Below are 23,751 nucleotides of genomic sequence, written 5' to 3' on the forward strand. Positions count from 1 at the left end.
TTGTAGTTACTTTTTGACCTGCACGCCGGCCAGCTTGGCCACGCCCGCCAAGGTGGTCTGCGCCGCGTTCAGGCCCAGTAGGAAGTCCTTGTCCGAGAAGTTCGCGTACAGGTCGGTCGGCTGGTGCCAGTGCGGGTCCCAGCCGGAGCCGATCTGCTGGCCACGCTCGTTCTCGCGCAGCGAAATCGACGGCACCAGATCCATGAACGGCGTCGAATCGGTGTTGGTCATGTGGAAGCCGACGGCGGCCGGGTAGTGGGTCGCGTACTTGTCGTTGGCGGCGCGGAAGGCCCAGGCCAGCTTGGCCGAGGCCTCCGACTGCTTCGACGCCGACTGATATTCGATGTTGACGTCGGCCTCCAGGCGCTGCTCTGGCGGCGCCACGAACACCGGCTTGCCATGTTCGTCGACCACTGGCTTGCCGTAGCCGTCGATCTTCTGGAACGGCATGCCGTGATCGAACAGCATCATGTCGTGCTGGATCATGCCCAGCCATTTCGGTTCCGGATAGTTGCCCGATCCCTTGGGCGATTCGATCCCCTGCAAATCCTTGCGCTGGTTGACATACGCGGTCGCGCCGTTCAAGCCGCTTTCCTCGTTGTTCCACAAAATGAAGCGGATCGAGCGGTCGGTCTCGACCCCGGGCGCGCTGAAGATGCGCGCCAGTTCCATCACCAGCGCGGTGCCGGAGCCGTCGTCGTTGGCCGCCTCGCCGAAACCGATGCCGTCCATGTGCGCGCTGACGATGTACATTTCCTCCGGGTGTTTGCTGCCGATCTTGGTGCAGTAGACGTTCTCGCGCTGCGAGGTGCCGACCGGCGTTTGCTCGGCGTTCAGCGCGCGCAGCTTCTCGTCGGGCTGGGCCAGCGGATCGGTGTTGACGCCGGTGGCGATGCGGTTGCCGAACAGGGTGCTGCCACCCTGGCCCGGTGGGCCGCCGGCGCCGCCGCTCGGAATGCCGGGCGCGCGCCTGGGCGCCGGATCGCCCGGCGCCGCTTGCGTGTACTGGTATTGCAGGCGTTCGGTGTTGGTGCAGCCGTAGGACTTCAGTTGCGCCTCGATCCAGTCGAGCGCCTGGCGGTTGCGTTCCGTCCCTTGGCGGCGGTCGCCGAATTTGGTCAGGCTCTTGATGGTGGCCTTGTATTTTTCCAGATCGAGCTGGCCCACCAGCGAGGAGATCGGGTCGGCGGCGGTCGCCGTTGGCGCGGGGGCCGCCGTCGGCGCCTGGGCTTGGGCGGCACAGCCGGCGCAGGCCAGCGCCAGGCTCAATGCTACTACTGGTTTCATGGATTTCCTCTTGGCAGGGTCAATAAGCTCTGCCATTCTGCATCACACCGCAGGATTTGAGAAGTTATCTCTCTTTAGAACCGTGGCAGCTTGTCCAGCGTGATCACGTCCGGGTGGTTGTAGACCTTGCGCTTGTGGGCGTTAGTGTTGAAGTGTTCGCCGGTCCAGAAATTGTTGGGCGAGCTCGCGCCGGCGGGGCCGTCGCCGTCGTTCCACGTCATGAACCACAGCCACGCCGCGCCGTCGGCCCGCATCTTGTCCGGGTCCGGGATGTAGCTGTTTTCGGTCAGCGCGATCGGCTTTTTCTCGGCCGAGACTTGCGCCGTCTGCCGGTACTTGGCGATCTGCGAGCCGTAGGTCTTGTTGTCGGTGTCGTCGTAGATGTCGAAGCTGGCGATGTCGACCACGTCGTCGCCGGGGTACCACGCCGGGTCCTGGCCGTTCCATACCCAGATCAGATTGTGGATGCCGTGCACCTTGACCAGGCGCTCGTACATGTGGCGCCACAGCAAGATGTTGGCGTAGGCTTGCGGTACGCCGTCGGCGCGCGCGCGGCCCCACCAGAACCAGCCGCTGCCGTTGTTGCCGGAGGCTTCGTGCAGCGGGCGCCACAGCACCGTCACGTTGGCGTCGGACAGACGCTTGAGCTGCACCGCCACCAGGTCGATGCCGTCGTTGATCTGCTGGTAGGCCGGGCTGGCGGTGTCCAGCGCGCCGTTGGCGACCGGAATCGTGAATGTGGTGTTCTTGCTGGCGTCCGGCTCGTGCACGTAGAAGCGCGCCTTGTTGACTTGCGCGGTCTTCAATAGCGACGGATCGCGCCAGTGCCAGTGGAACGTCACCAGGCCGCCCTTGCTGGCGAAGGCGATCGCCTCCTCGGTCTGGCGCTGGCCCGCATGGGGGGCGGTCATGCCGTAGTCCATGAAATCAAACCCCATCAGCGCCGGGTACTTGCCGGTGTCGGCGTGGACGCGTTCGGCCATGTCGATGGAATCGTTCCAGGACAGGTCGGTCTGGCCAGCGATGATGTGTTTGCCCCAGATGCCGCGCAGCCAGTTGAAGGTCGCGCGGGTTTTGGCGTTGGCGTCCGGATCGACGGGAGCTGTGCGGGTGGCGATGGCCGGTGCGCCGGTGCGGTTGTCAGGGCAGAAATTGCGCGCCACGCAGTACTGGCCTTTCTCGAACGACCAGCGTCCGTTGTGGTTGCCGCACAAGGGCCAGGATTTGCCGTTGATCGTGCAGCTTTCCGCAGCGGCGCTGGCGCCCGACAAGGTCAGCATCGTCGACAGGGCGAGCAGTTTGAAGGCTGCGGTGGCGGAAGATGGCATCGGCGGTCCTGATGGTTGAGTGGTCAGCCCACAATGTAGCCGTGCGCTGATGGCATTTCAACCAGGACAGGTTTTCGGGTGCTTGTTTAGCCGGGATGATGCAGATGTTTAACGCGGGGCGTTCCGCTGTGCCTGTGGGGGCGTGACGCGATACTTGCGTTGCCGGCGCTTCGAGGCCCACCGCCATCCGCATGCGATATATATAATCGACAACAATTTCCCCACATCAGGATACTCATGAACAGCCCTTCGTTCCGGTTTACCGCAGGCCGTAGTCTGGTCGTGTTGTCGCTGTGCGCGCTGAGCGCCGCGCCGGCCTGGTCGCAGACCGAGCCATCACCACCGTCGGCGGAGCAGGCCGTGGCGGCGGGGGAGGACGTCATCGCGGAAACCATCCTGGTGGCGGGGCAACGTCCCGGTCCGGGCTTGTGGAAGGTGTCGAAGGGCGATCACGTGCTGTGGGTGTTCGGCACCTACTCGCCGCTGCCGAAGAAAATGGAGTGGCGCTCGAAGGAAGTGGAAGCCATCCTGGCGCAGTCCCAGGAATACCTGCAGCCGCCGGGCGCGACATCGAACGTCGGATTTTTCCGCCAGATGACGTTGCTGCCGTTTGCGATCGGCTTCAAGAAGAATCCGGATGGCGCCGAGCTCAAGGATTTGCTGCCGGAGCCGGTCTACGCGCGCTGGCTGGTGCTGAAGAAAAAATACATCGGCGACGACGACGGCATCGAGCGCGAACGGCCGATCTTTGCAGCCGACACCTTGTTCCGCAAGGGTCTGGAGCAGGCCGGTTTGGGTTCGGGCGGACGCGAGGTGCGCGAGACGATCGAAAAACTCGTCAAGCAAAGCAAGATCAAGATGACGTCGACCGTCGCCAAACTGGAGATCGACGATCCGGTCAAGATGCTCAGGGAGTTCAAGAAGTCTTCGCTGGACGACGTCGCCTGTTTTTCCAACACGATGGCGCGGCTGGAGGATGACATCGACGCCATGCGCGTACGCGCCAACGCCTGGGCCAAGGGTGATTTGGAGGCGATTCAGAAGATCAGCTACGCCGACCGCGACGGCGCCTGCGATTCGGCGGTGCTCAACAGTGCGTTGCTGCAAAGCCGGCCGGGGTTGAAGTCGGTGCAGCAGAAAATTCAGGATAGCTGGGTGGCAGCCGCCGAGAGATCGCTGGCGGCCAATGTTTCGACGTTCGCGACGTTGCCGGTGAAGGATTTGCTCGACCCGAAGGGGTTTGTCGCGGCGCTGGAGGCGAAGGGGTATGTAGTGCGGAAGCCGGAGTAGTGCGAAGTCATTCCCCGTCAGCCACTCCGATCTAAAAGGATATCCAGCATGCGCTTTGGATTCACCACGAAATCGTGCATGACTTGGAAGTGTTCGGTTTCCTCGTAACTAACCCGCTGCATGCCGGATGCCGAGCACGAGTAGATATAGGCGTCAGGATAGGTCATCAGGATCGGCGAGTGCGTGGCGATCACAAACTGCGAATTGTCGTTGACGAGTTCGTGTATCCGGCTCATCAGGGCGAGTTGGCGTTGCGGCGATAGCGCCGCTTCCGGCTCGTCCAGAAGATAGAAGCCGTTTCCGCCGAAGCGATGCATCACGAGCGACCAGAACGACTCGCCATGCGATTGCTCGTGCAGGGATTTGCCGCCGTACGAATCGATGATCGGCGGGCCACCGGGGCCCTCATCCAGTTTTTCGATTTCGGTCGCGACATTGAAAAAGCTCTCCGCGCGAAGAAAGAAACCATCTTTGGGTCGCTTGACTCCCTTCGACAGCCGTATGTACTCGTGCAATTCCGAATGCGACGCGCGCGTTCCGAAGCCAAAGTTTTTCGTTCCCCCTTCAGGATTGAAGCCGAACGAGACAGCCATGGCCTCCATCAAGGTGGATTTGCCGGAACCGTTTTCCCCGACGATGAAGGTGATTTTGGGATGCAGGTCGAGCACGTCGAGATGGCGTACCGCCGGCAAGGAGAACGGATACCGCTCGAAGCTCGGGACGTCGCTCACTCTCAATCGGACTTGGGAAACATACTGTTTAGAAATCATGCGATCTTCCCGACGTGGTCAACAATGCGCAAACCCGCGTAGGATACGCCCAACGCGGGTCCAGCTCAATGGTAGAGCAGAAGCTTCCCACCCCTGCCGCGTATCACTCTTTATTGTCCAGCTCGGGGATGCCACTGCTACGGTCCGCATAGGCAGCCTGGAAACTCGGACGCTGCTGCCAACGCTTCCAATAGGCGTCCAGGAACTCGAAACGCTCGTCCAGCGGCGTGGCATTCACTGGAAACTTCGAGAACGCGATTGCGGTTGCCAGCGTGATGTCGGCGAAAGTCGGTTCTTCGCCGCCCAGCAGCCATTGGCGTCCGTCCGAAAGATGCGTGTTGACCAGTGCGGCGTGGGCCAGCGCTTCTTTGCGGCAGTGCTCGCCCCAAGCTTCATTTTTAGTCAGTTCGAGTTTGAAGCCCAAGCCCGTGTGCAGGACGTGGAAGGCGGTCACGATCCGGTACAGGATGTGAACCCAGACGCGGTTGTCCCACATATTGTCGAGGCCCTGCTGCAACGGATCTTCGCCCATGATGCGCCGGCCGGGGTAAGCCTGATCGAGGTAGCGGACGATGGCGGCGGTTTCAGAGATAAAACTTCCATCGGCCAGCTGCAGGGTTGGCGTTTCGCCCCACGGATTCATTTTCAGATGCGGCCACTGGCGCTGCTCGCCGCCCGGGCTCATGTCGTAAATTTGCTCCTCGAACTGATCGGCAATGCCTTTTTCGTGCATGAACAGGCGCAGGCGCTGTGGGTTGGGGAAAGCCGAAGGGGAGGTAAAGAGGCGCAGTTTGGCAGTCATGATCATTTCCTTTTATTGATAACGTACATTGAAGCGAGCTGTCTTCACTCGCCGGGCTACTTGCAGAACCGTTCCTGAGCAAGCAATGACTGAAGTGTATTCATATGTTCAGCGCGGATAAATGGGGCTAGAATCACTTCATTCATTACATTTTGGAACAAACTATGGCAAGCGTGGACACCATGCAGCTCGGCAGCATCGAGCAATTTTGCAAGGCGGCAGAGTTGGGCAGCTTCACTGCGGCGGCGGAGTTCTTCGGTCTTACGCCTGCTGCGGTCAGCAGGTCCATCAGCAGGTTGGAGCACCGTTTGGGCGTGCGGCTCTTTTCCCGCACAACGCGAAGTATCAAGGTCACCAACGAAGGTAAGCTTTTTTGGGAGGAATGCCAGGCGGCGCTGGAACAGATCGCTGAGGCGGAACGTGCGATTACCGGAGCGCAGACTGTGCCCAGTGGTTTGCTGCGCATCAGCGTCAGCGCCGCTTATGGCACGCATCGCTTGTTGCCCTTGATGCCGCGATTTACTGACGCTTACCCTCAAATCGAGATTGAGCTCAGCATTTCGGACAAGATCATCGACTTTGTAGAGGAGGGCTTCGATGTGGCGATCAGGCTGGGCATTCAGCGGGACTCCCGTCTGGTCGCATACAAACTGGAAGACGCGCCCCTTGGCGTGTTTGCGACGCCGGGATACTTGAAGCGGAAGGGTACACCGCATTCTGTTGCTGATCTGGAGTCGCACGATTGCATACAATATATTTCCCCGAACACAGGAAGGCCTCTGACTTGGTTGTTCAGCGGGACGAACGGGGAAGAAATAGATTATCCAGTGCGGAGTCGCATGCGTATTCTCAATGATGCGCTAGGCTGCGTAGCGTGGGTGAATGCAGGTGGAGGTCTGTACCAGACCTACCAGTTCGCGGCCGCGGGCGCCGTGAAGCGCGGCGACCTGGTGGAAGTGCTTCAAGAACACAGCGGGCGTTCACGGCCTTTCTCTATTCTGTATCCGCAGAACCGCCATCTGTCGGCAAAGGTGCGCGCCTTTGTTGATTTTTTGCGCTCGACGGTCGATTCAACGGCGGTTAAACAGGTCATCACACAGGCCAGGCTGTAACGTTGTCAACAACGTGCAATTCCGCGTAGAATGCTTGTGTCGCGGGTGTAGCTCAATGGTAGAGCAGAAGCTTCCCAAGCTTACGACGAGGGTTCGATTCCCTTCACCCGCTCCAATCAGCCAAAGATTAGCGACTGCTCCGCAACGGCTCCTGCTGAAGTCCTACGCCTCCTTATGCCCGTCAATGCTAGCAAGCCGTCCAAGGCATCCCCAATGACTGTCGCTGCGGTTCGCCCAAGGCCGTAATCCGCCACAATGTTCATAATTTTTGTCTTTTCACGTAATGTGAACAGGCGTAAAAGATGAACGCTTAAGCCACCTGTCTCGCATTAAAAAAGCTTTAATTGGGATGGTGATGCCCTGCAGAGACGCTCGCTAAAACGAAGCAAGGCCGGTCATAGGGACCGGCCTTGCTGTCAAATCACGCCAACGACATTACGTCAGGATCGCGATCAGGATGATGATGGGCAGTGGGATGCCGAGCAGCAGTAGTAGTATCGAGCGCATAGTATTCTCCTTGAATTAGATGACGGTGCGCGTAACGACACGCGCGTGATCGCGGTTGCGGCCGCCGATGGTGGCGCACAGGCTTGCGACGAAGGCGCCCAGCAGCAGTGCGAAGGTCATCCACAGCGCCGAGCGGGCAGCCGCCTTGCGCGCAGCTTCAGCCGCCGCCATGGCCTTGGCTTTCACTTCTGCCGCCGCCTGCTTGGCTTGGGCGTAAATTGCGTCGACGCGCTGTTCCGCTTCCGGTTGCGACAGGCCGCTGCGCTTGGCGACCAGTTGCGCCATATAGTTGCGGTCGTCGGCGCTGATTTTACCGGCCGCCAGATCGGCAACCAGGATGCGGGTGATTTCTTCACGCTCCGATGCCGTGGCGCCTTGTCCGTTCGGCGAACGCAGCAGCATGTCGGCGAAATAGTCGTTCGAGCGCGGATTGTCGGCGACTGCCGATGCGCCAGCGGTGATTGCCGGTGCGGCAGCCGCGCCGGCGTCGATGGTGCCGCTGAGGACAGCGCGCGCGCCGCCGGCCAATACCGCCACCGTGATCAAGGTCGCTACTGCCCACGCCAACAGGCCGTGCGCGGTGTCCCGGAAGTGGACTTCGTCACCATGGATGCTGGCCCATTTGACGCGCAGCCGGCCGGCCACGTAGCCACCGATGCCCGATGCCGCCAATTGCGTGAAGGCGATCCAGACGATCGCGGCCACGCCCAGCGGCGCGGCGTTGTATTCGTACGGCGAGACCGACGACAGGCCGAGGCCCATGCCGAGCATCAGCAGCAGGAACGAGAGCGCGGCGGCGGCGGCCGCGCCGGCGAAGATGGCGCCCCAGGAGACGCCGGAGGCGTAGCCGTCATCGCCATCGCGGCTGACGACCGCGCCGGGTGTGAATGGTTGAGTCTGCATGATTTTTCCTTATGATTGTTAAACAACACGGGATCGATCATGCGCCAAGGGGCTCAAGCACAATGTGAGCGCTCGCACTGATGCACTGTTTTCGTGCGGTTTTTGTTACGAGGGTTTACCGGTTTGTAACTTGCCGTATACTTAAAGGTTGATATCGTTTTCAGCCCACTCCGGAAAATCGCCTATGAATTCAGTCGGCCCCAAACAGCGCCTGTCCACTCGTCTTGCCTTTCTTGCCGCCGGCCTGGCCATGTCGGCCTGGGCGCCGCTGGTGCCGTTCGCCAAGCAGCGCCTGGCGCTGGGCGAGGCGGACCTGGGCCTGCTGCTGCTGTGCCTTGGCGCCGGCTCGCTGATGGCGATGCCCGTTACCGGCTTGCTGGCGTCGCGCTTCGGCTGCCGGGTGGTGGCGCTGGTGTCGGGTGCTTTCGTGTGCCTGGTGCTGCCCGGGTTGGCGGTTGCGCCCACGCCGATGCTGCTGGGGGCCACGCTGTTCGCGTTCGGCGCGGCGCTCGGCACGCTCGACGTGGCGATGAATGTGCAGGCGGTGATCGTCGAGCGCGAGAGCGGTGGTTCGCTGATGTCGGGCTTTCATGGATTGTTCAGCGTCGGCGGTTTTATCGGCGCGGGGTTGATGGCGTTGATGTTGTGGGCCGGTTTGAGTCCCGCCGCTGCCATCGCGGTGGTGTCGTTGCTGGTGGCGCTGTCGCTGGTCGCGGCGGCGCCGTATCTGCTGCGCGAGCCGGATGCGGGCGAGGGACACGGTTCGATGTTCGTCGTGCCGCATGGCGCGGTGATCTTCATCGGCGTGTTGTGCTTCCTGTGCTTCCTGGCCGAGGGCGCGATCCTCGACTGGAGCGCTTTGCTGCTGACGTCCGAGCAGGGGATGGATGCGACCCGCGCCGGTTTGGGGTATGCGGCGTTCGCGATCGCGATGACGGTGGGGCGCTTGACCGGCGATCGCGTGGTGCGCAGGCTCGGTGGCAAGCGTGTGCTGTTGCTGGGCGGGCTGTGTGGCGCGGTGGGATTCTTTGCCGCGGTGCTGGCGCCTTCCGCGCCGCTGGCGCTGGTGGGCTTTTTGCTGGTGGGCCTGGGGGCGTCGAATGTGGTGCCGATTTTGTTTACCGCCGCCGGAAATCAGAGTGCGATGCCGGCGGGGTTGGCGATTGGCGCGATTACCACGCTGGGGTATGCGGGCATCCTGGCCGGGCCGGCGGTGATCGGCTTTGTGGCGCACGCCGTTAGTTTGAACCTGGCCTTTGCGGGCCTGGGTTGCGCGATGTTGATCATTGCCGCCAGCGCCAGATTGGGTGCGGCCAAGGCCTAGATTTTTCCGGCTCCGTGGTCAGGTGCCGGTTTTCCGTTGGCCCTGGCGGAGGAAGTGGTCCACCAGCGCGCGGTGCGTCGGCAGGTCCGCCACCGCGCGTTGCGACATTTGCTCGATCATCTGGAACTCCTTGCGCGCTTCGTCGAAGCGCGGCATGGTGCGGGCGTTGGCGTACTGCCTGGTCGGGAACTCCATGCCGTACAGGACGTACTGCCAGCTCGACGGCGGATACATCTCCAGGTCCACCACGAAGTCCATCCGGTGCGGCGGCCGGCTGCGCCACATCGCCAGCTTGTCGCGCAGCGTTTCGGGGATGCTGGCCGGGTCGGTGTTGTCGATCCAGAAGCGGCTGTCGGTGCGCTGCGTGAGGCAGTAGTGCATCTTGACGAAATCGACGATGCGCTCGTAGCGCGCCTTCATCATGTCGTTGTAGACCTTGGCCACCGGTTCCATGTCGCCGCTGTGCGGGAACAGATAGCTGACCAAGTATGCCGCCGTTTCAATCAGGCCGATGCCGGACGATTCGAGCGGCTCCAGGAAGCCGCCGGACAAGCCGACCGCCGCGCAGTTCTTCACCCAGTGCAGTTCGCGATAGCCGACGTTGAGCTTGAGCTGGCGCGGATTGAGCGCGTCGCCGGCGGGGCCGATGTAGCGGCGCAGCACCCGCTCGGCGCTGGCGTCGTCGGTGTGCCGGCTCGAATAGACATAGCCGATGCCGCGCCGCTGGTGCAGGCCGATGTCCCAGGTCCATCCGGCTTCGTGCGCGGTCGATATCGTGTACGAGGGGATGGGCGCGTCCGGACGGTCATATGGCACCTGCATCGCCAGTGCGCGGTCGACGAACAGCACGTCGTTGATGTTGCGGAACGGCGTGCCCAATGCTTCGCCGATCAGCGCCGCGCGGAAGCCGGTGCAGTCGATGTACAGGTCGGCCGTGAGCACGCCGGCTTCCTTGGTGTGCACCGCGCCGATCGCGCCCTGCGCATCGAGTTCGACACGGTCCACCGTGGCCTGCACATGCTTGACGCCCAGCGATTGCGCGTGGGTGCAGAGCAGCGCGGCGAATTTGCCGGCGTCGAAATGGTAGGCGTAGTTCAGTGGCCCCATGAAGTCGGCGTCGTTGGGACGCTTGGGCGCGTGCGAGGCGTCGGCAACGCGCTTTTGCATCGTCGCGGCGGCGGCGAAACCGGCGCCCGGCGCGGCCGCGCCCTGCAGCCAGTAGGGCAGCAGTTCCGGTCCGCCGGGACGCTGGCTGGGCAGGCTGAAAGGGTGGAAGTAGTGGTCGTTGCCGACTCTACCTGGCATGCCGGGCGGCCGCACCCAGTCGGTGAATTTGATGCCCTGCTTGAAGGTGGCGTCGCATTCGCGGATGAAGCGGCCCTCGTCGATGCCGATAGCCGCCAGCGTGCCGCGGATCGACGGGAAGGTGCCTTCGCCGACGCCGATGATGCCGATTTCCTTCGACTCGACCAGGGTGACCTGCACGCTGTCGGCGTCCGCGCCGCAGCCGACGGTGCGCGCCAGGAAGGCCGCCGTGAGCCAGCCGGCGGTGCCGCCGCCGACGATCAACACGCGTTTCACGCCTTGGCGCATGCCCGCCGTTGCGCCGTCTTCCGTCCCGCCACCCGCTGCCGTGTTCATCTTTTCCGCCTCCGCGTCGGGCACGCCGTTTTGCTGATTCCCTCAGGAAATATCAAGCAAACGACGCGCCGATACAATTTTTCGTTTGACATCAGTATTTGGAATTATGTACCATGAAATCGATTTCACAAATAAAGAAAACGATTTCAGACAAACTGAAAACGATTTCACGAAGCACAGCAGTGTTTTTCACGATAAATGGCGATGGCGCTTCTCACAGGCGGCACCGCACCCAAGGAGACTTATGAACCACGTACCGCACACCGGCAAGCGCCTGCTTTCGCCGATCCAGTTGGCCGTCCTCGCTTTGCTGGCCGGCGCCAATGTCGCCCACGCCGCTGGCCAGACCGACCAGGCAGCGCCAGCACCGGCCCCGGCACCTGTGGCGGCCGCCACCCCGGCCGCCAATGACAAAACCAGCAATACGATCACCGAAGTTTATGTTACCGCTACCAAGCGCTCGACCTCGCTGCAAAAGACGCCGGTCGCGGTCACCGCGCTGAACGCCGCCGCGCTCGACGACAACCACGTGCAAACCATCCAGGACGTCGTCAACCTGGTGCCTGGCTTCTCGGCCACCGGCCAGGGCGACCACGGCGTCATCACCATGACCTTGCGCGGCATCGGCAACGATAGCGCCAAGACCGAATACGCCGACCCGGAAGTGGCCACCTTCGTCGACGGCATCTACTCGCCGCGTCCGGAAGGCGCGACCGCGCTGCTGTTCGACCTGGAAGCGATCGAAGTGCTGCGCGGCCCGCAAGGCACGCTGTGGGGCCGCAACTCCACCGTCGGCGCCGTCAACATGCAGACCGTGAAACCGGAAATCGGCAGCAGCGCCGGCTTCTTCGAAGGCGGCTATGGCAACTACGCCCGCATGGGCGCGCGCGGCGGCATCAACATCCCGATCAGCGATACGATGGCCATGCGCGTGTCGTTCGTGCACGAGCAGCACGACGGTTACGTCGATTACCAGAAGGCGCCGAACATTCCGCTGGCGCAGCAGCAAGCCGCCGCCGCGCCGGTGATCGCCGCCTGGAACGCCGCCCACCCGGGCAACCCGATCGCCTTCCAGCCGATCAACCCGAACAACTACGTCACCGGCGGCAACAAGTACAGCGCCCAGGACCAGAGCGCCGCGCGCCTGAGCTTCCTGTGGCAGCCGACCCGCGAACTGAAGTGGAACATCTCCTACGAGCACTACATGGATCGCGGTACGCCGAGCCTCAACCTGTTGCAGGAACAGCGTCCCGGCGAGAAATTCTGGTCGGGCCTGGTGGACGTGGCGCCGAACGTCGAGCGCGATTCGAACGCCGTGCGCAGCCGCGTCGACTACGAGATCAACAAGGACATCAGCCTGGCCTACATCGCCGGTTACTCCCGCTTCAACGGTTCGTCGACCTACGACCAGGACGCCGGCGCGCGCCTGCCGACCAGCTTCACCAGCGGCGGCAAGTACCAGGCCAACAATACCGTCAATTCCAAGTACAAGAGCTACAGCCACGAAGTGGAAATCCAGTCGACCGGCAAACGCGACGTCGATTGGCTGCTGGGCCTGTACTACGCGAACGAGAACAACGGCATCCGCTTCGACATCCCGATCATGAACGGCACCGAGCAGGGCACCGTCGACTGGCAGGGTTCGTTCATCCAGCCGAAGGAAACGGTCGATTCCAAAGCCGTCTTCGGCCAGACCACCTGGAACGTCAGCGATGCGCTGCACGTGACCGGCGGCCTGCGCTACACGTCGGACAAGCGCCGCAACGTCGGCGGCACCAACAATGGCTGGACCGACTTCACCGCCCCGCAAGTGCCGGTGAGCTCGTCGCTCAATCCGCTGGCGCCCGGCTCGGGCTTTAGCACCTACCAGCGTAACGACGGCAAATTCGAGGATAACAAGCTGACCGGCCTGCTGCGCGTCAACTACGATCTCGACAAGAACAACATGGTCTACGCCAGCGTCGCCACCGGCTACAAGTCGGGCGGCCTGCAGGACGGCGGCGTGCCTTACGGTTCGGAATCGCTGACCAACTACGAAGTCGGCTCGAAGAGCACCTTCCTCGGTGGCGCGGTACGCATGAACAACGCGGCTTACTTCTCGAAGTTCAAGGACTTCCAGTTCAGCGCGCCGATCACCAATCCGGACGGGACCCGTGGCCTGGCTACGAGCAATGCCGAAGGCGCCAACATCTGGGGTCTGGAAACCGAGATCGCCGCCAAGATCACCCCGGTCGACCGCGTGCAGTTCACCGCCGCCTACACCCACGCCAAGCTGAAAAAGCTGATCGGCGGCAGTAACGATTACGTGCTGCCGGCGTGCGCGGTGCCGGGCATCAGCACCTGCCTGGACGTGACCGGCAATACCATGCCGCACTCGCCGAAGTTCAGCGCGCAAGTGATGTACCAGCACAGCTTCCAGCTGGCAAGCGGCACGCTGATCCCGCGCATCAGCGCCCACTACGAAACCGCCAGCTGGTTGAGCGTGTTCAACCTGGGTGAGCCGGATCGCCAGAAGTCGTACACCCGCACCGATCTGGGCCTGCGCTTCGACGCCGATTCGAAATGGTACTTCGATGCCTTCGTCCGCAACGCCGAGGACAAGAACATCAAGACCAGCGCCATGAACGCCAATGGTCCATGGCAGGCGCAGTATCTGCCGCCACGTACCTTCGGCATCAACGTCGGCAAGACGTTCTAAGGAATAGCAGTAGTAAAGCGTTTCATGTAGTCCAGTGTTGTCTGTGGTCTTATGGCTCCTCTTCCTACCAAGGTCGAGGGGCTTTTTTTTATTCCCGGTCGTTAGCGCAGCTTGATCGCGACGGCCATCGTGTCGTCGCGCACGTCGATGGCGGCGTCGCTGAAATCCGGCGGGCCGAACTTGCCGCGCGCGTCGCGGCTGAAGCCGTAGTTTTCGCTGGGGACGCCGATAAAGTTGCGGTCCAGCTTGTCGTTCTGGTTTTCGTCCTGGTAGGCCAGTACCGCCCAGGTGCCTTTCGGCACGTTCTGGATCGTGACGACGGTCTCGTTGGCCTGCGCCGGCGCCGAGCCGCTGTACAGGCAATCCTTCAGAAAGCGTTCCTTGTCGCATACGGCGACATTCACCTTGCCCTTGCCGCCGACGACCGACGAGACCTTCACCTCGATGGTGGCGGCCGATGCCGTGGCGGCCAGCAGGACGGTGGAGATGAGCAACGATGGCTTGATCAGTGATTGCATGGGTTTCCTTTTCATGGGTTTACTTTTCTTGTGCGTTGAATGGCAAAAGCGGGTTGCTGGCGCTGCGGAAAGAGCGGCTATGGTAGGCTGTGTCCATCGCTGCTTTGCTCAGCGCCGCCCACACCGACGGACCGATACGACCCATGATACTGAATACGCTCATCGTCCTGATCACCATTGTATTGATGGAATTGTTTTCTATTGTCGCGCACAAATATGTGATGCATGGTTTCGGTTGGGGCTGGCATCGCTCGCACCACGAACCGCGCACCGGCTGGTTCGAGAAGAACGATCTGTACGCCGTCGTTTTCGCGGGCGTGGCGATCGCGCTGATTTATTTCGGTACGGAAGGCCATCATCCCCTCGAATGGATAGGCGCCGGCATGACCGCCTACGGTTTCCTGTACTTCGTCGCGCACGACGGCCTGGTGCACCGCCGCTGGCCTTTCCAGTACACGCCCCGCAGCGGCTATCTGAAGCGGCTCTACCAGGCGCACCGCATGCACCACGCCGTCGAGGGGAAAGAGGGCGCGGTCTCGTTCGGATTCCTGTACGCGCCGCCGGTCGATGAACTCAAGCGTCAACTGCGCGCGCTGCACGACGGTCCGCTGCGCCAACGTGGTCGGGACGCTGCCACAAGCCCTGCGGACGCGGCGACATCCGCTGAAGACGCGAAGTAAGCGCGCTGGCGCCGCCCTTCGCCAGCAGCCACAGTTTGGTTGCCTTCGACGTCCCGACCCGTTCATCCCAGGCGTGCGCGCCCCGCGCTTTCACGTTGATACCGATCTGCCGGTAGACATTGCGCGCCGTGGCGATGGCCCACGCGCTGCGCAGCGGCAGCGCGATGATGCCCTGGTTGGCGGACGCGTAATAGGGTTCGGCGTAATCGACCAGCCTTGACGCCACCTTCGCCAGGTCCGCGCGGTGCTTCGGCAATCCCACTTCGTCCAGCGGAATGCCGGCTTCGCGCAGCCATGCGGCCGGCACGTAGCAGCGCCCCATGCGCGCATCCTCGACGATGTCGCGGGCGATATTGGTCAGTTGAAACGCCAGGCCGAGGTCGCAGGCGCGGTCCAGCACCGTTGCCTTGCTGGCGCCCATGATGGAGGACATCATCAGGCCGACCACGCCGGCCACGTGATAGCAGTAGCGCAGCGTGTCGTCGATCGTCTCATATCTTGCCTGGTCGACGTCCATGGCGAAACCGGCCAGGTGGTCGAAGGCGAAGCGCGGTTCGATCTTGTGGCGCAGCGCCACCTCCTGGAAGGCGGCGAAGGCCGGATCGGACATCTTCTCACCCGCGTAGGCGCGCCGGGTTTGGTCTTCGAGTTCCGCCAGTTTTTCGGCGGCTTCGTCCGGCGCCAGTTCCACCGCGCCGAAGCCCAGCTCCTGGCCGTCGACCACGTCGTCGCAATGGCGGCACCAGGCATACAGCATCAACACGCTGCGCCGCACATCGGCCGGAAACAGCTTGGCCGCCGCCGCGAAGCTTTTCGAGCCGACCTTGATGGTCTGCGTCGCGTGGTCCAGCAAGGCCTCGCTCATCGCCCGAACTCCTCGATCATCAACCCGGCGGTCGCCTTGGCCGAGCCGATCACGCCCGGCACGCCGGCGCCGGGATGGGTGCCGGCGCCGACCAGGTACAGATTCGCCAGCTCGCTGTCGCGGTTGTGGGGCCGGAACCAGGCGCTCTGCGTCAGGATCGGTTCGAGCGAGAACGCCGAGCCGACGTGCGCATTGAGCTGGTCGCGGAAGTCGAGCGGCGTGAAGATTCGGCTGGTGACCAATTGATCGCGCAGGCCGGGCATGTAGCGGCGCTCCAGGTATTCGAAGATGCGGTCGCGGTAGCGCGGGCCTTCCACCGTCCAGTCGATGTCCGCGTTGCCGAGGTGCGGCACCGGCGCCAGTACGTAATGGCTGCCGCAGCCTGGCGGCGCCAAGGACGGATCGGTGATGCAGGGCGCGTGCAGGTACAGCGAGAAGTCGTCGGCCAGCGTTTTGCCGCCGAAGATTTCGGTGATCAATTCCTTGTAGCGCGGTCCGAAGCAGACAGTGTGGTGCTGCAGCTGGCTGTGATGGTGATTGAGTCCGAAGTACAGCACGAACAGCGAGTTGCTGAAGCGTTTTTTGCGCAGCGAGCCGGCTTCCGACGGGCCGCGCGGATGCTGCGAGAGCAAATCCGCATAGGTGTGCACGACGTCGGCGTTGGATGCCACCGCCTGCGCGGGGAAGTGGCGTCCGTCGGCCAGGCGCACGCCGTTGACGCGCGCGCCGCTGGCCTCGATCGCCGCCACGTCGGCATTGAGCTCGATGCGGCCGCCGATGTCCTGGAACATGCGCACCATGCCGTTGACCAGCGCGCCGGTGCCGCCGCGCGGGAACCACACGCCCCAGCGCCGTTCCAGAGCGTGGATCAGGGTGTAGATCGACGACGTGGCGAACGGGTTGCCGCCGACCAGCAGCGAGTGGAAGGAAAACGCCTGCCGCAGATGTTCGTTCTGGATGAATTTGGAGACGATGCTGTAGACGCTGCGCCATGCCTGCAGCTTGGCCAGCTGGGGCCCGGCCGCGATCATGTCGCGGAACGACAGGAAAGGCACGGCGCCCAGTTTCAGGTAGCCTTCGTCGAACACCGCCTTGGAGTACGCCAGGAAGCGCTGGTAGCCCTGCACGTCGGCCGGGTTGAGCGCGTGGATTTGCCGGTCCAGCGATTCCTGGTCGTTGGCGTAGTCGAAGTGGCTGCCGTCCTCCCAGCACAGGCGGTAGAACGGCGCGACCGGCAGCATCTCGACGTAATCCGACAGGCGCTTGCCGGCGACGGTGAACAGCTCCTCGATCGCCGACGGATCGGTGATGACGGTGGGGCCGGCATCGAAGGTGAAGCCCTGGTCTTCGTAGACATAGGCGCGGCCGCCCGGCTTGTCGCGTTTTTCGAGCAGGGTGGTTTGAATCCCGCTCGCTTGCAGACGGATGGCCAGCGCCAGGCCGCCGAAGCCGGCGCCGACAACCACTGCCTGTTTTGTTTCGTTCATTCGGGTTTCCTGATTTGGTGGGGATGGATTTTGCGTGCGGCCGATATGGCCTGGCCGACCGGCACCGGCGGTTTTCCCGACAGCAGGCGGGCTTTGTCGCCGAAGGTTGGACGGCCGGCGTAAAAGCGCGCGATCAGCGGCGCCGGTAAATGGTAAAAACGCTGCATCACGCGCCAGCGGCTGTCGGCATCGCCGGCCAGGAATAGCATGCGGTTGAGCAGCCGGAAAAAGCGCTGACCGCGCCATTCGTGCAGCGCGGTTTGGCGGATGGCGTCGAATAGTGCGGGCGCGCTCAAGTCGTCGAGCGCCGCGATCCGCTCGGCCAGCCGCACGGCGTGCGGCAGCGAATAGCCGGTGGTCGGGTGGAACAGGCCGGCCCGCAGGCCGGATGTCGGTTGCCCGTCGAGGTCCGACCAGAAGTGATCGATATCGCCGGCCAGCACGATGGGCAGCGAGCCGTGCTCCTCGCGGATAATCTCTTCGATGCGCCAGTTGCGCGACGCGGCATAGGCGGCGATGTTGGCGCGCAGCCGTTCCGGTTCCCACACGCCGGTGTCGACGTAATGCGTGTCTTCGATCAGCAGGCGGTCGGGCGCGAAGGGCAACACGTAGACGAAACGGTAGCCGCCTTGCTGCGCGACGCTGGCGTCCATGATGATGGGCGAGGTCAGTCCGTGCGGCGCGGCCAGGCGTACTTCCTGTCCGAGGAAGGTTTGGTAGCCCAGCGCCAGCCGCTCGGACGGACGCGGACCCCGGCCGTCGATGACGGCGCCGGCGTGCAGCTCCTCGCCGCCGGCAAGGCGCACGGAGGTGGGGGTCAGGCTTTCTATCCGGGCCGCGAGCCGCAGCGTGTCGCCCAGCGCGGCTTCGATGACGCGCGCGAAATCGTCGGAGGCGATGCTGGCGTAGCCGCCGTCGAGCTTTCTGGCGTGTTCGGGGAAGATGACGTCGTAGTCCGGCCAGCGGGCCGAGACCAGCGGTGCGAGCCACTGCCGCTGCGCCGCATCGAGATCGCTGTCGTGGAACGACCAGGTATGGTTGCCGCCTATCCGGTCGCCCTGTTCGAGCAGCAGAATGCGCAGCGATGGACGCGCGGTGCGCAGCCGCCACGCGATCAGCGCGTTGGCCAGGCCGCCGCCGGCCAGGATCACGTCGTACGGCGCGGCGCTCATGCGAGGCCGCTCGCGGTCCGACAGGCGTCGCTGTCATTTCGCTGGTTCAGGTTCAGTGCTGTTTCGACGATGTCGGCGGCGCGCGGCGTGCCGCCGGCTTGCCCCAGCTGTTCCGATAATCCCGCCAGACGCTGTTCGTATTCTGGTTCAGCGAGCAGCCGTCGCAAGTGCTTGCCCAGTTGCGCCGCGCCGGTGAAGCGCGGCGACGCCCGCAAGCCGATGCCGGCATGGCAGATCCGCGACGCCACGCCCGGCTGGTCGAAGGCGATCGGCAGCGCCAGTATCGGCGTGCGCGCGGCGATGGCGTCCATCGCGGTGTTCAGCCCCGCGTGCGAAATCACGGCGTCGGCGCGGGCCAGCACCGCCTGCTGCGGCGCGAACGCGCACACCGTCGTCGCGCCGGCGGGCCCGGCCCGCTCGATGGCCTGCGCCTGTTGCGGATTCAATCCTCCGCAGTGGGCGACCAGCAGTTGAACGTCTATCCCCCGGCAGGCTTGCGCGATGCGCTTGAACAGCGCAAAGCGCTGGCCCTGCAATGTGCCCAGCGAGGCGAAGATGAACGGGCGGTCCCCGGCGATGGCCGGCATGGGATCGATGCGCGGGCCGGCATGCGACGCGCCACCGGGAGCATGCCGCAGCGGTCCGACATGATGGAAATTCGCAGGCAGCTGCTTGCGTGGAAAATCGAAGGCGGCAATGGTCTGGCTGATTTGCGCCAGTGGCGACAGGCACTCGTGCAGCATGCCGCGCGCCGGGATGCCCAAGGCGCGCGCCTGCCGCTCGATCACCTTGCGGTGCGGGGACATGAGCCAGTCGTACACGCGGGTGCTGCCTTCATACATTTTCAACGAGCGCTCGTCGGCGCCGAATTGGAACGGCATCACCGGCAGCGGGATGCCCGGTTCGCGATTGACCGGCAGCGCGCAGGCCACCGAGACGAACGGCAGCGCCAGCGCCTCGGCCACCAGTCCGGCCGCCGCCTCCATCTGGTCGCCGATCAGGGCGTCGATGCGCAGCGCCGCGATGGCGGCGGGCAGTTCGCGGCACAGCATGTCGGTGGTGTCGGCCATGTCGACGATGACCTTGCGCAGTCCCAGCGGACTGCCCGGATTGGCCGCCAGCCGCAGCGAGGCGTCCAGCGATCCTGGCGGATAGCGGTCGGCGCCGAGCGCGTGGAAGCCGATGCGAGCGTCAGGTATCCAACCGGCGGCGTCGGGCCGGTGCAGGAAGGTGACCCGGTGTCCGCGCGCGATCAACGCCAGCGCCAGCGCCGACAAGGCGTTGAAATGGCTATAGAAGGCCGGGGCGACCACGCCGAAGTGGGCCATGCGATATCCTCTCGACCCGCGCGTTACGGCGCGTGCAGATCGGCGACCGGGCCGGCCTTGCGGAACAGATTCCCGACCAGGAGGCGCGTGCGTTGTTTGCTGCCGATGGCGTCCGTCAGGTAGTCGTCGGCGTCGCGCAGGTGCGCGGCCAGGCGGCGCTGGGTTTTTTCCATGCCGAGGGTGGCGGTGATGGTCGCCTTGCCGGCGTCCTTGCCGACATCCTTGCCGGTCAGCGCGCAGTCGTTGCCCGGGACGTCCAGCAGGTCGTCCTTGATCTGGAACGCGTGGCCGGCGGCCATGGCGAAGGAGCGCAGCGATTGCAGCACGCGCTCGTCGGCCTGGGCGATGATGCCGGCCATTTCCACCGAGAGGCCGAGCAGCACGCCGGTTTTGAGTTCGTTGGTGGTGGCGATGTCGTCGACCGAGCGTTTATGGCCGCCGTGCAAATCCTCGAATTGCCCCCTGACCAGGCCCTGCGTACCGACCGTCTCGGCCAGCGCGCTGACCAGCCGCGTACGGATCAGTGGCGAGATGTCCTGCGTCTGGGAAAGAATATGGAAGGCCCGGCTGAGCAGGGCGACCGACGCCAGGATGGCGACGTTTTCGCCGAACTGGATATGCACAGTGGGCTTGCCGCGCCGCAATTTGGCGTCGTCCATGCACGGCATGTCGTCGAGGATCAGGGAGGCGGCGTGCACCAGTTCGACCGCGCAGGCGGCGTCGAGCAGGGCCGGCGACGAGCAGCCGAGGTCGCGCGCGACCAGCATCAGCAGCAAAGGTCGCATGCGCTTGCCGGTGCTCAGCGCCGCCGCGCGCATGGCCGCGGTCAGCGTGTCCCCGCCATCGTCGGGCAAAAAGTAACGGATACGCTCCTCGAGCTCGCGGCGCAGGTCATCGATCTCGGTTTCCGATGGATCGCCGAGCAGCTCCCGTTTGATGCCGTTGAACCGCAGTGTTTCCGTAACCATGCGCAAGTCCTTGTGCCGATTGACTAATGAATTCCCTTGCGGGCCATCATACCGATGCAAACTTCAACAGACAGGACTTGAGTCAATCGTGCGCGTGCCAACGCACGCTTAAAAGCGGTTCATTTTTTGGACAGCCTACTCCTTATTGTGGAAGGGCGCAAACCACGTGACCAGGAAAGATGGAATCGTCGCCGCCATCACCAGCCAGAAGTAGTGTACATAACCGAGCGCCTGCTGCAAATGACCGCTGATCACACCGGTGACCAGCATGCACAGGCCCATCAGGCCGGTGCCGAAGGCGTAGTGGGTGGTCGTGTATTTGCCCGGCGCCAATTGCTGCATCAGGTAAATCATGAAGCCGACCGAGCCGAAGCCGAAGAAGAACTTCTCGATCGCCACGCCGGCGCTGATAATCCACAGGCTTTCCGGCTGATAAATGCCCATCAACAAGAACGTGACGTTCGGGATGTTGACCGCGCAGCACAGGATGAACAGGGTGGCCGGCAGGCCGCGCCGCGCGACGAAGATGCCGCCGAGCAATGAACCCAGCAGCACGGCGATCAGGCCATAGGTGCCGTAGATCAGGCCCAGCATTTCGTTCGACAGGCCCAGGCCGCCCTTGGCCACCGGATCGACCATGAAGAACGGGCCGATTTTTTCCAGCAGGCCGATACTGAGGCGGAACACGAACGCGAAGCCGACCATCAGCCAGACGTCGCGCTTTTGGAAGAAGGTGACAAAGGAGTCGCGCAGGATGAATGCCGCGTCGGCCACCGACTTGGGCGCGTTTTCGGCCTTGGCGCCGTCCGGCATCACGCGCAGGTGCCACAGCGCGGTGACCACGGTGATGGCGGCGGCGATGAAGAAGATGATGCGCCACGAATCGATCCACGCCGGGCCGAACACGCCGGCCTCGTGGTGGAAGTAGTGGGTGTGCAGCCAGCCGCTCAGGTACACCATGCCGCCCGAGGCGACGATGGGACCGACGTTCCAGCTCAGGCTCTGGATGCCGCAGAACAGCGACTGCGTCTTCGAGTCGAGCGAAGTGACATACACGCCGTCGGAGGCGATGTCCTGGGTGGCGCCGACCAGCGACAGTATCCCGAACAGTAACACCATGATGTGCAGGTAGTTCGGCAGCGACATCGACAGCGCGACGGCGCCGAAACCGATGCCGACGATCAGCTGCGCGCACAGCACAAAGAACTTCTTGGTGCGGTACATTTCAACGAAGGGGGCGAACAGCGGCTTGATGGTGTAGGCCAGGATCAGATAGCTGGCGTATTGCGCCGCCTCGCCGTTGCTCATGCCAAGGTTCTTGAACATGATCGACGTGACGCTGGTGAGCATCATGTACGTCAGCGCCATCGAGAAGTACCCGGTCGGCACCCACAGCATCGGCGTGCCGCGCGCGAACATGGCGCGCAACAGCGATTGCTGCTCGCCGGGGGCGGGGGCGCCGGCGGCTTCGGATGCTCTTGCGGCGCGGCGGAAGGTGCGGTCTGCATGGTGTCGTCCTCGTTGTTCTCTGTGGAGTGTAGCACTTGGCTCTGCGGCCAATAGATGCTGCCGCGCCGGCACATGGGCCGGCGCGGGGTGGGGCTTCGGTGTGGCTTTACGCGGCGTGTGCGGCTTGCGGTGCGCGCTGCTGTACCAGATAGTCGCGGTACCACAGGGCGCTGTGCTTCAACGTGCGCTTCTGCGTCGCATAGTCGACATGGACGATGCCGAAACGCTTGGCGTAGCCCGAGTTCCATTCGAAGTTATCCAGCAAACTCCAAAGGAAGTAGCCTTGCACGTTCACGCCTTGCAGGCGGGCGTCGTTGAGCGCCTTCAGGTGGCGTAGCACGAAATCGATGCGCGCCTCGTCCGGCACTTCGCCGTTGACGACGGTGTCCGGGTTGGCCATGCCGTTTTCGGTGATGTAGATCGGCGGCAGCTCGTATTCGTCGTGGAGCTTGAGCAGCAGTTCGGTCAGGCCGTCCGGGTAGATTTCCCAGCCCATGTCGGTCTTGCCCAGTTTCGCTTCCGGCTGGCGCGGCGGCACTTCGGCGCTGCAGTAGGAACGGAAGTAGTAGTTCACGCCCAGGAAGTCGATGCGGTGCTGGATATCCTTGAAGTCGTTGGCATGGATCTCCGGGCCGTTCTCGCCGTAGGTGTCGAGCGCCAGCTGCGGGTATTTTCCCTTGAAGATGGGGTCCATGAACCACTGCACCGAGCGGGCGTATTCGAATTCCGCCATCGCGATGTCGGCCGCGCTGTCGGTGGCCGGATCGGCGGTCCACTGATTGAGCACGATGCCGAGCTTGGCCGAGCTGCCGACCGCGCGCATCGCCTGCATCGCCAGTCCGTGCGACAGCAGCAGGTGGTGCGAGACTTGCACCGATTTTTTCAGGTCGGTCACGCCGGGCGCGAACTGCGAGTTGCCGTAGCCCAGGTTGGCCGTGCACCATGGCTCGTTGTGCGTCGCAATCGTTTTCAGGCGGTTGCCGAAACGGCGCGCCACTTCGGCCGCGTAGTCGGCAAAGCGGTAGGCGGTGTCGCGATTGAGCCAGCCGCCTTCATCTTCCAGGCCTTGCGGCAAATCCCAGTGGTACAGCGTCAGGTGGGCGTCGATGCCCTTGCTTTCCAGTTCCGTCAGCAGACGGTCGTAGAAGGCGAAGCCGGCCTCGTTCCACGCGCCCTTGCCGGTCGGCTGCACGCGCGACCAGGCCATCGAGAAGCGGTAGGCGTCCACGCCCAGGCTGGACATGATGGCCACGTCTTCCGGGTAGCGGTTGTAGTGGTCGCAGGCGACGTCGCCGTTGGTGCCGTCGATGATCTTGCCGGGGGTGTGGCTGAAGGTGTCCCAGATCGACGGGCCTTTGCCGTCGGCGGTGGCGCCGCCTTCAATCTGGAAAGCGCTGGTGGCGATGCCCCAGGTAAACGAGGGTGGGAATTGCGTGAAATCGGTCATTTTTGTCGTTCTAGCAGGTTAAATACGGAGCGGGGAGGGCATTTCGACGTTTGAAAACGATTTCACGCCTCTTTTAACGATTAGACCTCAAGTCCCTGTGAGTGTCAATCATTTG

General features: G+C 63.3%; 19 protein-coding genes and 1 tRNA gene. 6 read left to right on the forward strand and 14 right to left on the reverse strand.

The genetic code is table 11. The annotated features are described in order from the left end of the window. Window positions 1–6: 6 nt before the first annotated feature. Window positions 7–1,287 (reverse strand): M28 family peptidase, encoded by a 1,281-nt coding sequence (locus AC0IYS_RS03280; protein WP_471703827.1) that lies wholly within the window; start codon window positions 1,285–1,287, stop codon window positions 7–9. 74 nt (window positions 1,288–1,361) lie between these two features. Continuing rightward, window positions 1,362–2,615, reverse strand: coding sequence for a glycosyl hydrolase (locus tag AC0IYS_RS03285; RefSeq protein WP_471703828.1), 1,254 nt, complete (start codon window positions 2,613–2,615; stop codon window positions 1,362–1,364). Between the two features lie 237 nt (window positions 2,616–2,852). On the opposite strand from AC0IYS_RS03285, the gene AC0IYS_RS03290 reads away from it, so the two are divergent. Further along, the gene (locus AC0IYS_RS03290; protein WP_471703829.1) at window positions 2,853–3,905 is read left to right on the forward strand and encodes a TraB/GumN family protein; all 1,053 of its coding nucleotides are present in this window, start codon (window positions 2,853–2,855) and stop codon (window positions 3,903–3,905) included. Between the two features lie 17 nt (window positions 3,906–3,922). On the opposite strand, the gene AC0IYS_RS03295 is transcribed toward AC0IYS_RS03290, so the two are convergent. Both AC0IYS_RS03295 and AC0IYS_RS03300 read right to left on the reverse strand, forming a co-directional pair. Continuing rightward, window positions 3,923–4,675, reverse strand: coding sequence for an AAA family ATPase (locus tag AC0IYS_RS03295; RefSeq protein ID WP_471703830.1), 753 nt, complete (start codon window positions 4,673–4,675; stop codon window positions 3,923–3,925). Window positions 4,676–4,778: 103 nt separating this feature from the next. Then, complete coding sequence (locus AC0IYS_RS03300; protein WP_471703831.1) at window positions 4,779–5,477, reverse strand: glutathione S-transferase family protein; 699 nt, start codon at window positions 5,475–5,477, stop codon at window positions 4,779–4,781. A gap of 164 nt (window positions 5,478–5,641) precedes the next feature. Here AC0IYS_RS03300 and AC0IYS_RS03305 point away from each other — a divergent pair, with 164 nt between their 5' ends. Beyond that, window positions 5,642–6,589, forward strand: coding sequence for a LysR family transcriptional regulator (locus AC0IYS_RS03305; protein WP_471703832.1), 948 nt, complete (start codon window positions 5,642–5,644; stop codon window positions 6,587–6,589). 41 nt (window positions 6,590–6,630) lie between these two features. After that, window positions 6,631–6,704: transfer RNA gene (locus tag AC0IYS_RS03310), tRNA-Gly, on the forward strand. A 407-nt stretch (window positions 6,705–7,111) separates the two neighbouring features. Here AC0IYS_RS03310 and AC0IYS_RS03315 read toward each other — a convergent pair. Further along, a complete protein-coding gene (locus tag AC0IYS_RS03315; protein WP_471703833.1) occupies window positions 7,112–7,999 on the reverse strand; it encodes a hypothetical protein in 888 nt (295 codons plus the stop codon). Between the two features lie 184 nt (window positions 8,000–8,183). On the opposite strand from AC0IYS_RS03315, the gene AC0IYS_RS03320 reads away from it, so the two are divergent. Then, entirely contained in the window at window positions 8,184–9,323 is a 1,140-nt protein-coding gene (locus AC0IYS_RS03320; RefSeq protein ID WP_471703834.1) for an MFS transporter, read from the forward strand. An 18-nt stretch (window positions 9,324–9,341) separates the two neighbouring features. On the opposite strand, the gene AC0IYS_RS03325 is transcribed toward AC0IYS_RS03320, so the two are convergent. Then, on the reverse strand, window positions 9,342–10,964 hold the full coding sequence (locus AC0IYS_RS03325; protein ID WP_471703835.1) for a tryptophan halogenase family protein: 1,623 nt from the start codon (window positions 10,962–10,964) through the stop codon (window positions 9,342–9,344). A 244-nt stretch (window positions 10,965–11,208) separates the two neighbouring features. Here AC0IYS_RS03325 and AC0IYS_RS03330 point away from each other — a divergent pair, with 244 nt between their 5' ends. Continuing rightward, window positions 11,209–13,662, forward strand: coding sequence for a TonB-dependent receptor (locus tag AC0IYS_RS03330; RefSeq protein WP_471703836.1), 2,454 nt, complete (start codon window positions 11,209–11,211; stop codon window positions 13,660–13,662). Window positions 13,663–13,763: 101 nt separating this feature from the next. On the opposite strand, the gene AC0IYS_RS03335 is transcribed toward AC0IYS_RS03330, so the two are convergent. Further along, a complete protein-coding gene (locus AC0IYS_RS03335) occupies window positions 13,764–14,180 on the reverse strand; it encodes a DUF2141 domain-containing protein (RefSeq protein WP_471703837.1) in 417 nt (138 codons plus the stop codon). Window positions 14,181–14,323: 143 nt separating this feature from the next. On the opposite strand from AC0IYS_RS03335, the gene AC0IYS_RS03340 reads away from it, so the two are divergent. Next, entirely contained in the window at window positions 14,324–14,860 is a 537-nt protein-coding gene (locus tag AC0IYS_RS03340) for a sterol desaturase family protein (RefSeq protein WP_471703838.1), read from the forward strand. Here the strand turns inward: AC0IYS_RS03340 and crtB are convergent. The 7 genes from crtB to AC0IYS_RS03375 all read right to left on the reverse strand — a co-directional run bounded on the left by crtB (window position 14,754) and on the right by AC0IYS_RS03375 (window position 23,636). Then, a complete protein-coding gene (gene crtB, locus AC0IYS_RS03345) occupies window positions 14,754–15,725 on the reverse strand; it encodes a 15-cis-phytoene synthase CrtB (RefSeq protein WP_471703839.1) in 972 nt (323 codons plus the stop codon). The genes AC0IYS_RS03340 and crtB overlap by 107 nt on opposite strands. After that, entirely contained in the window at window positions 15,722–17,212 is a 1,491-nt protein-coding gene (locus AC0IYS_RS03350; protein ID WP_471703840.1) for a phytoene desaturase, read from the reverse strand. The genes crtB and AC0IYS_RS03350 overlap by 4 nt, the downstream gene beginning before the upstream one ends. Next, complete coding sequence (crtY, locus tag AC0IYS_RS03355; RefSeq protein ID WP_471703841.1) at window positions 17,209–18,384, reverse strand: lycopene beta-cyclase CrtY; 1,176 nt, start codon at window positions 18,382–18,384, stop codon at window positions 17,209–17,211. Before crtY ends, AC0IYS_RS03350 begins: the two co-directional genes overlap by 4 nt. Next, window positions 18,381–19,712, reverse strand: coding sequence for a glycosyltransferase (locus AC0IYS_RS03360; protein WP_471703842.1), 1,332 nt, complete (start codon window positions 19,710–19,712; stop codon window positions 18,381–18,383). The genes crtY and AC0IYS_RS03360 overlap by 4 nt, the downstream gene beginning before the upstream one ends. Window positions 19,713–19,735: 23 nt before the next feature. Further along, on the reverse strand, window positions 19,736–20,680 hold the full coding sequence (locus AC0IYS_RS03365; protein WP_471703843.1) for a polyprenyl synthetase family protein: 945 nt from the start codon (window positions 20,678–20,680) through the stop codon (window positions 19,736–19,738). 135 nt (window positions 20,681–20,815) lie between these two features. Further along, window positions 20,816–22,099 (reverse strand): MFS transporter, encoded by a 1,284-nt coding sequence (locus AC0IYS_RS03370; RefSeq protein WP_471708785.1) that lies wholly within the window; start codon window positions 22,097–22,099, stop codon window positions 20,816–20,818. Between the two features lie 196 nt (window positions 22,100–22,295). After that, on the reverse strand, window positions 22,296–23,636 hold the full coding sequence (locus tag AC0IYS_RS03375) for a GH1 family beta-glucosidase (RefSeq protein ID WP_471703844.1): 1,341 nt from the start codon (window positions 23,634–23,636) through the stop codon (window positions 22,296–22,298). Window positions 23,637–23,751 lie beyond the last annotated feature (115 nt).

This window comes from Duganella sp. AC237 (assembly GCF_979254035.1).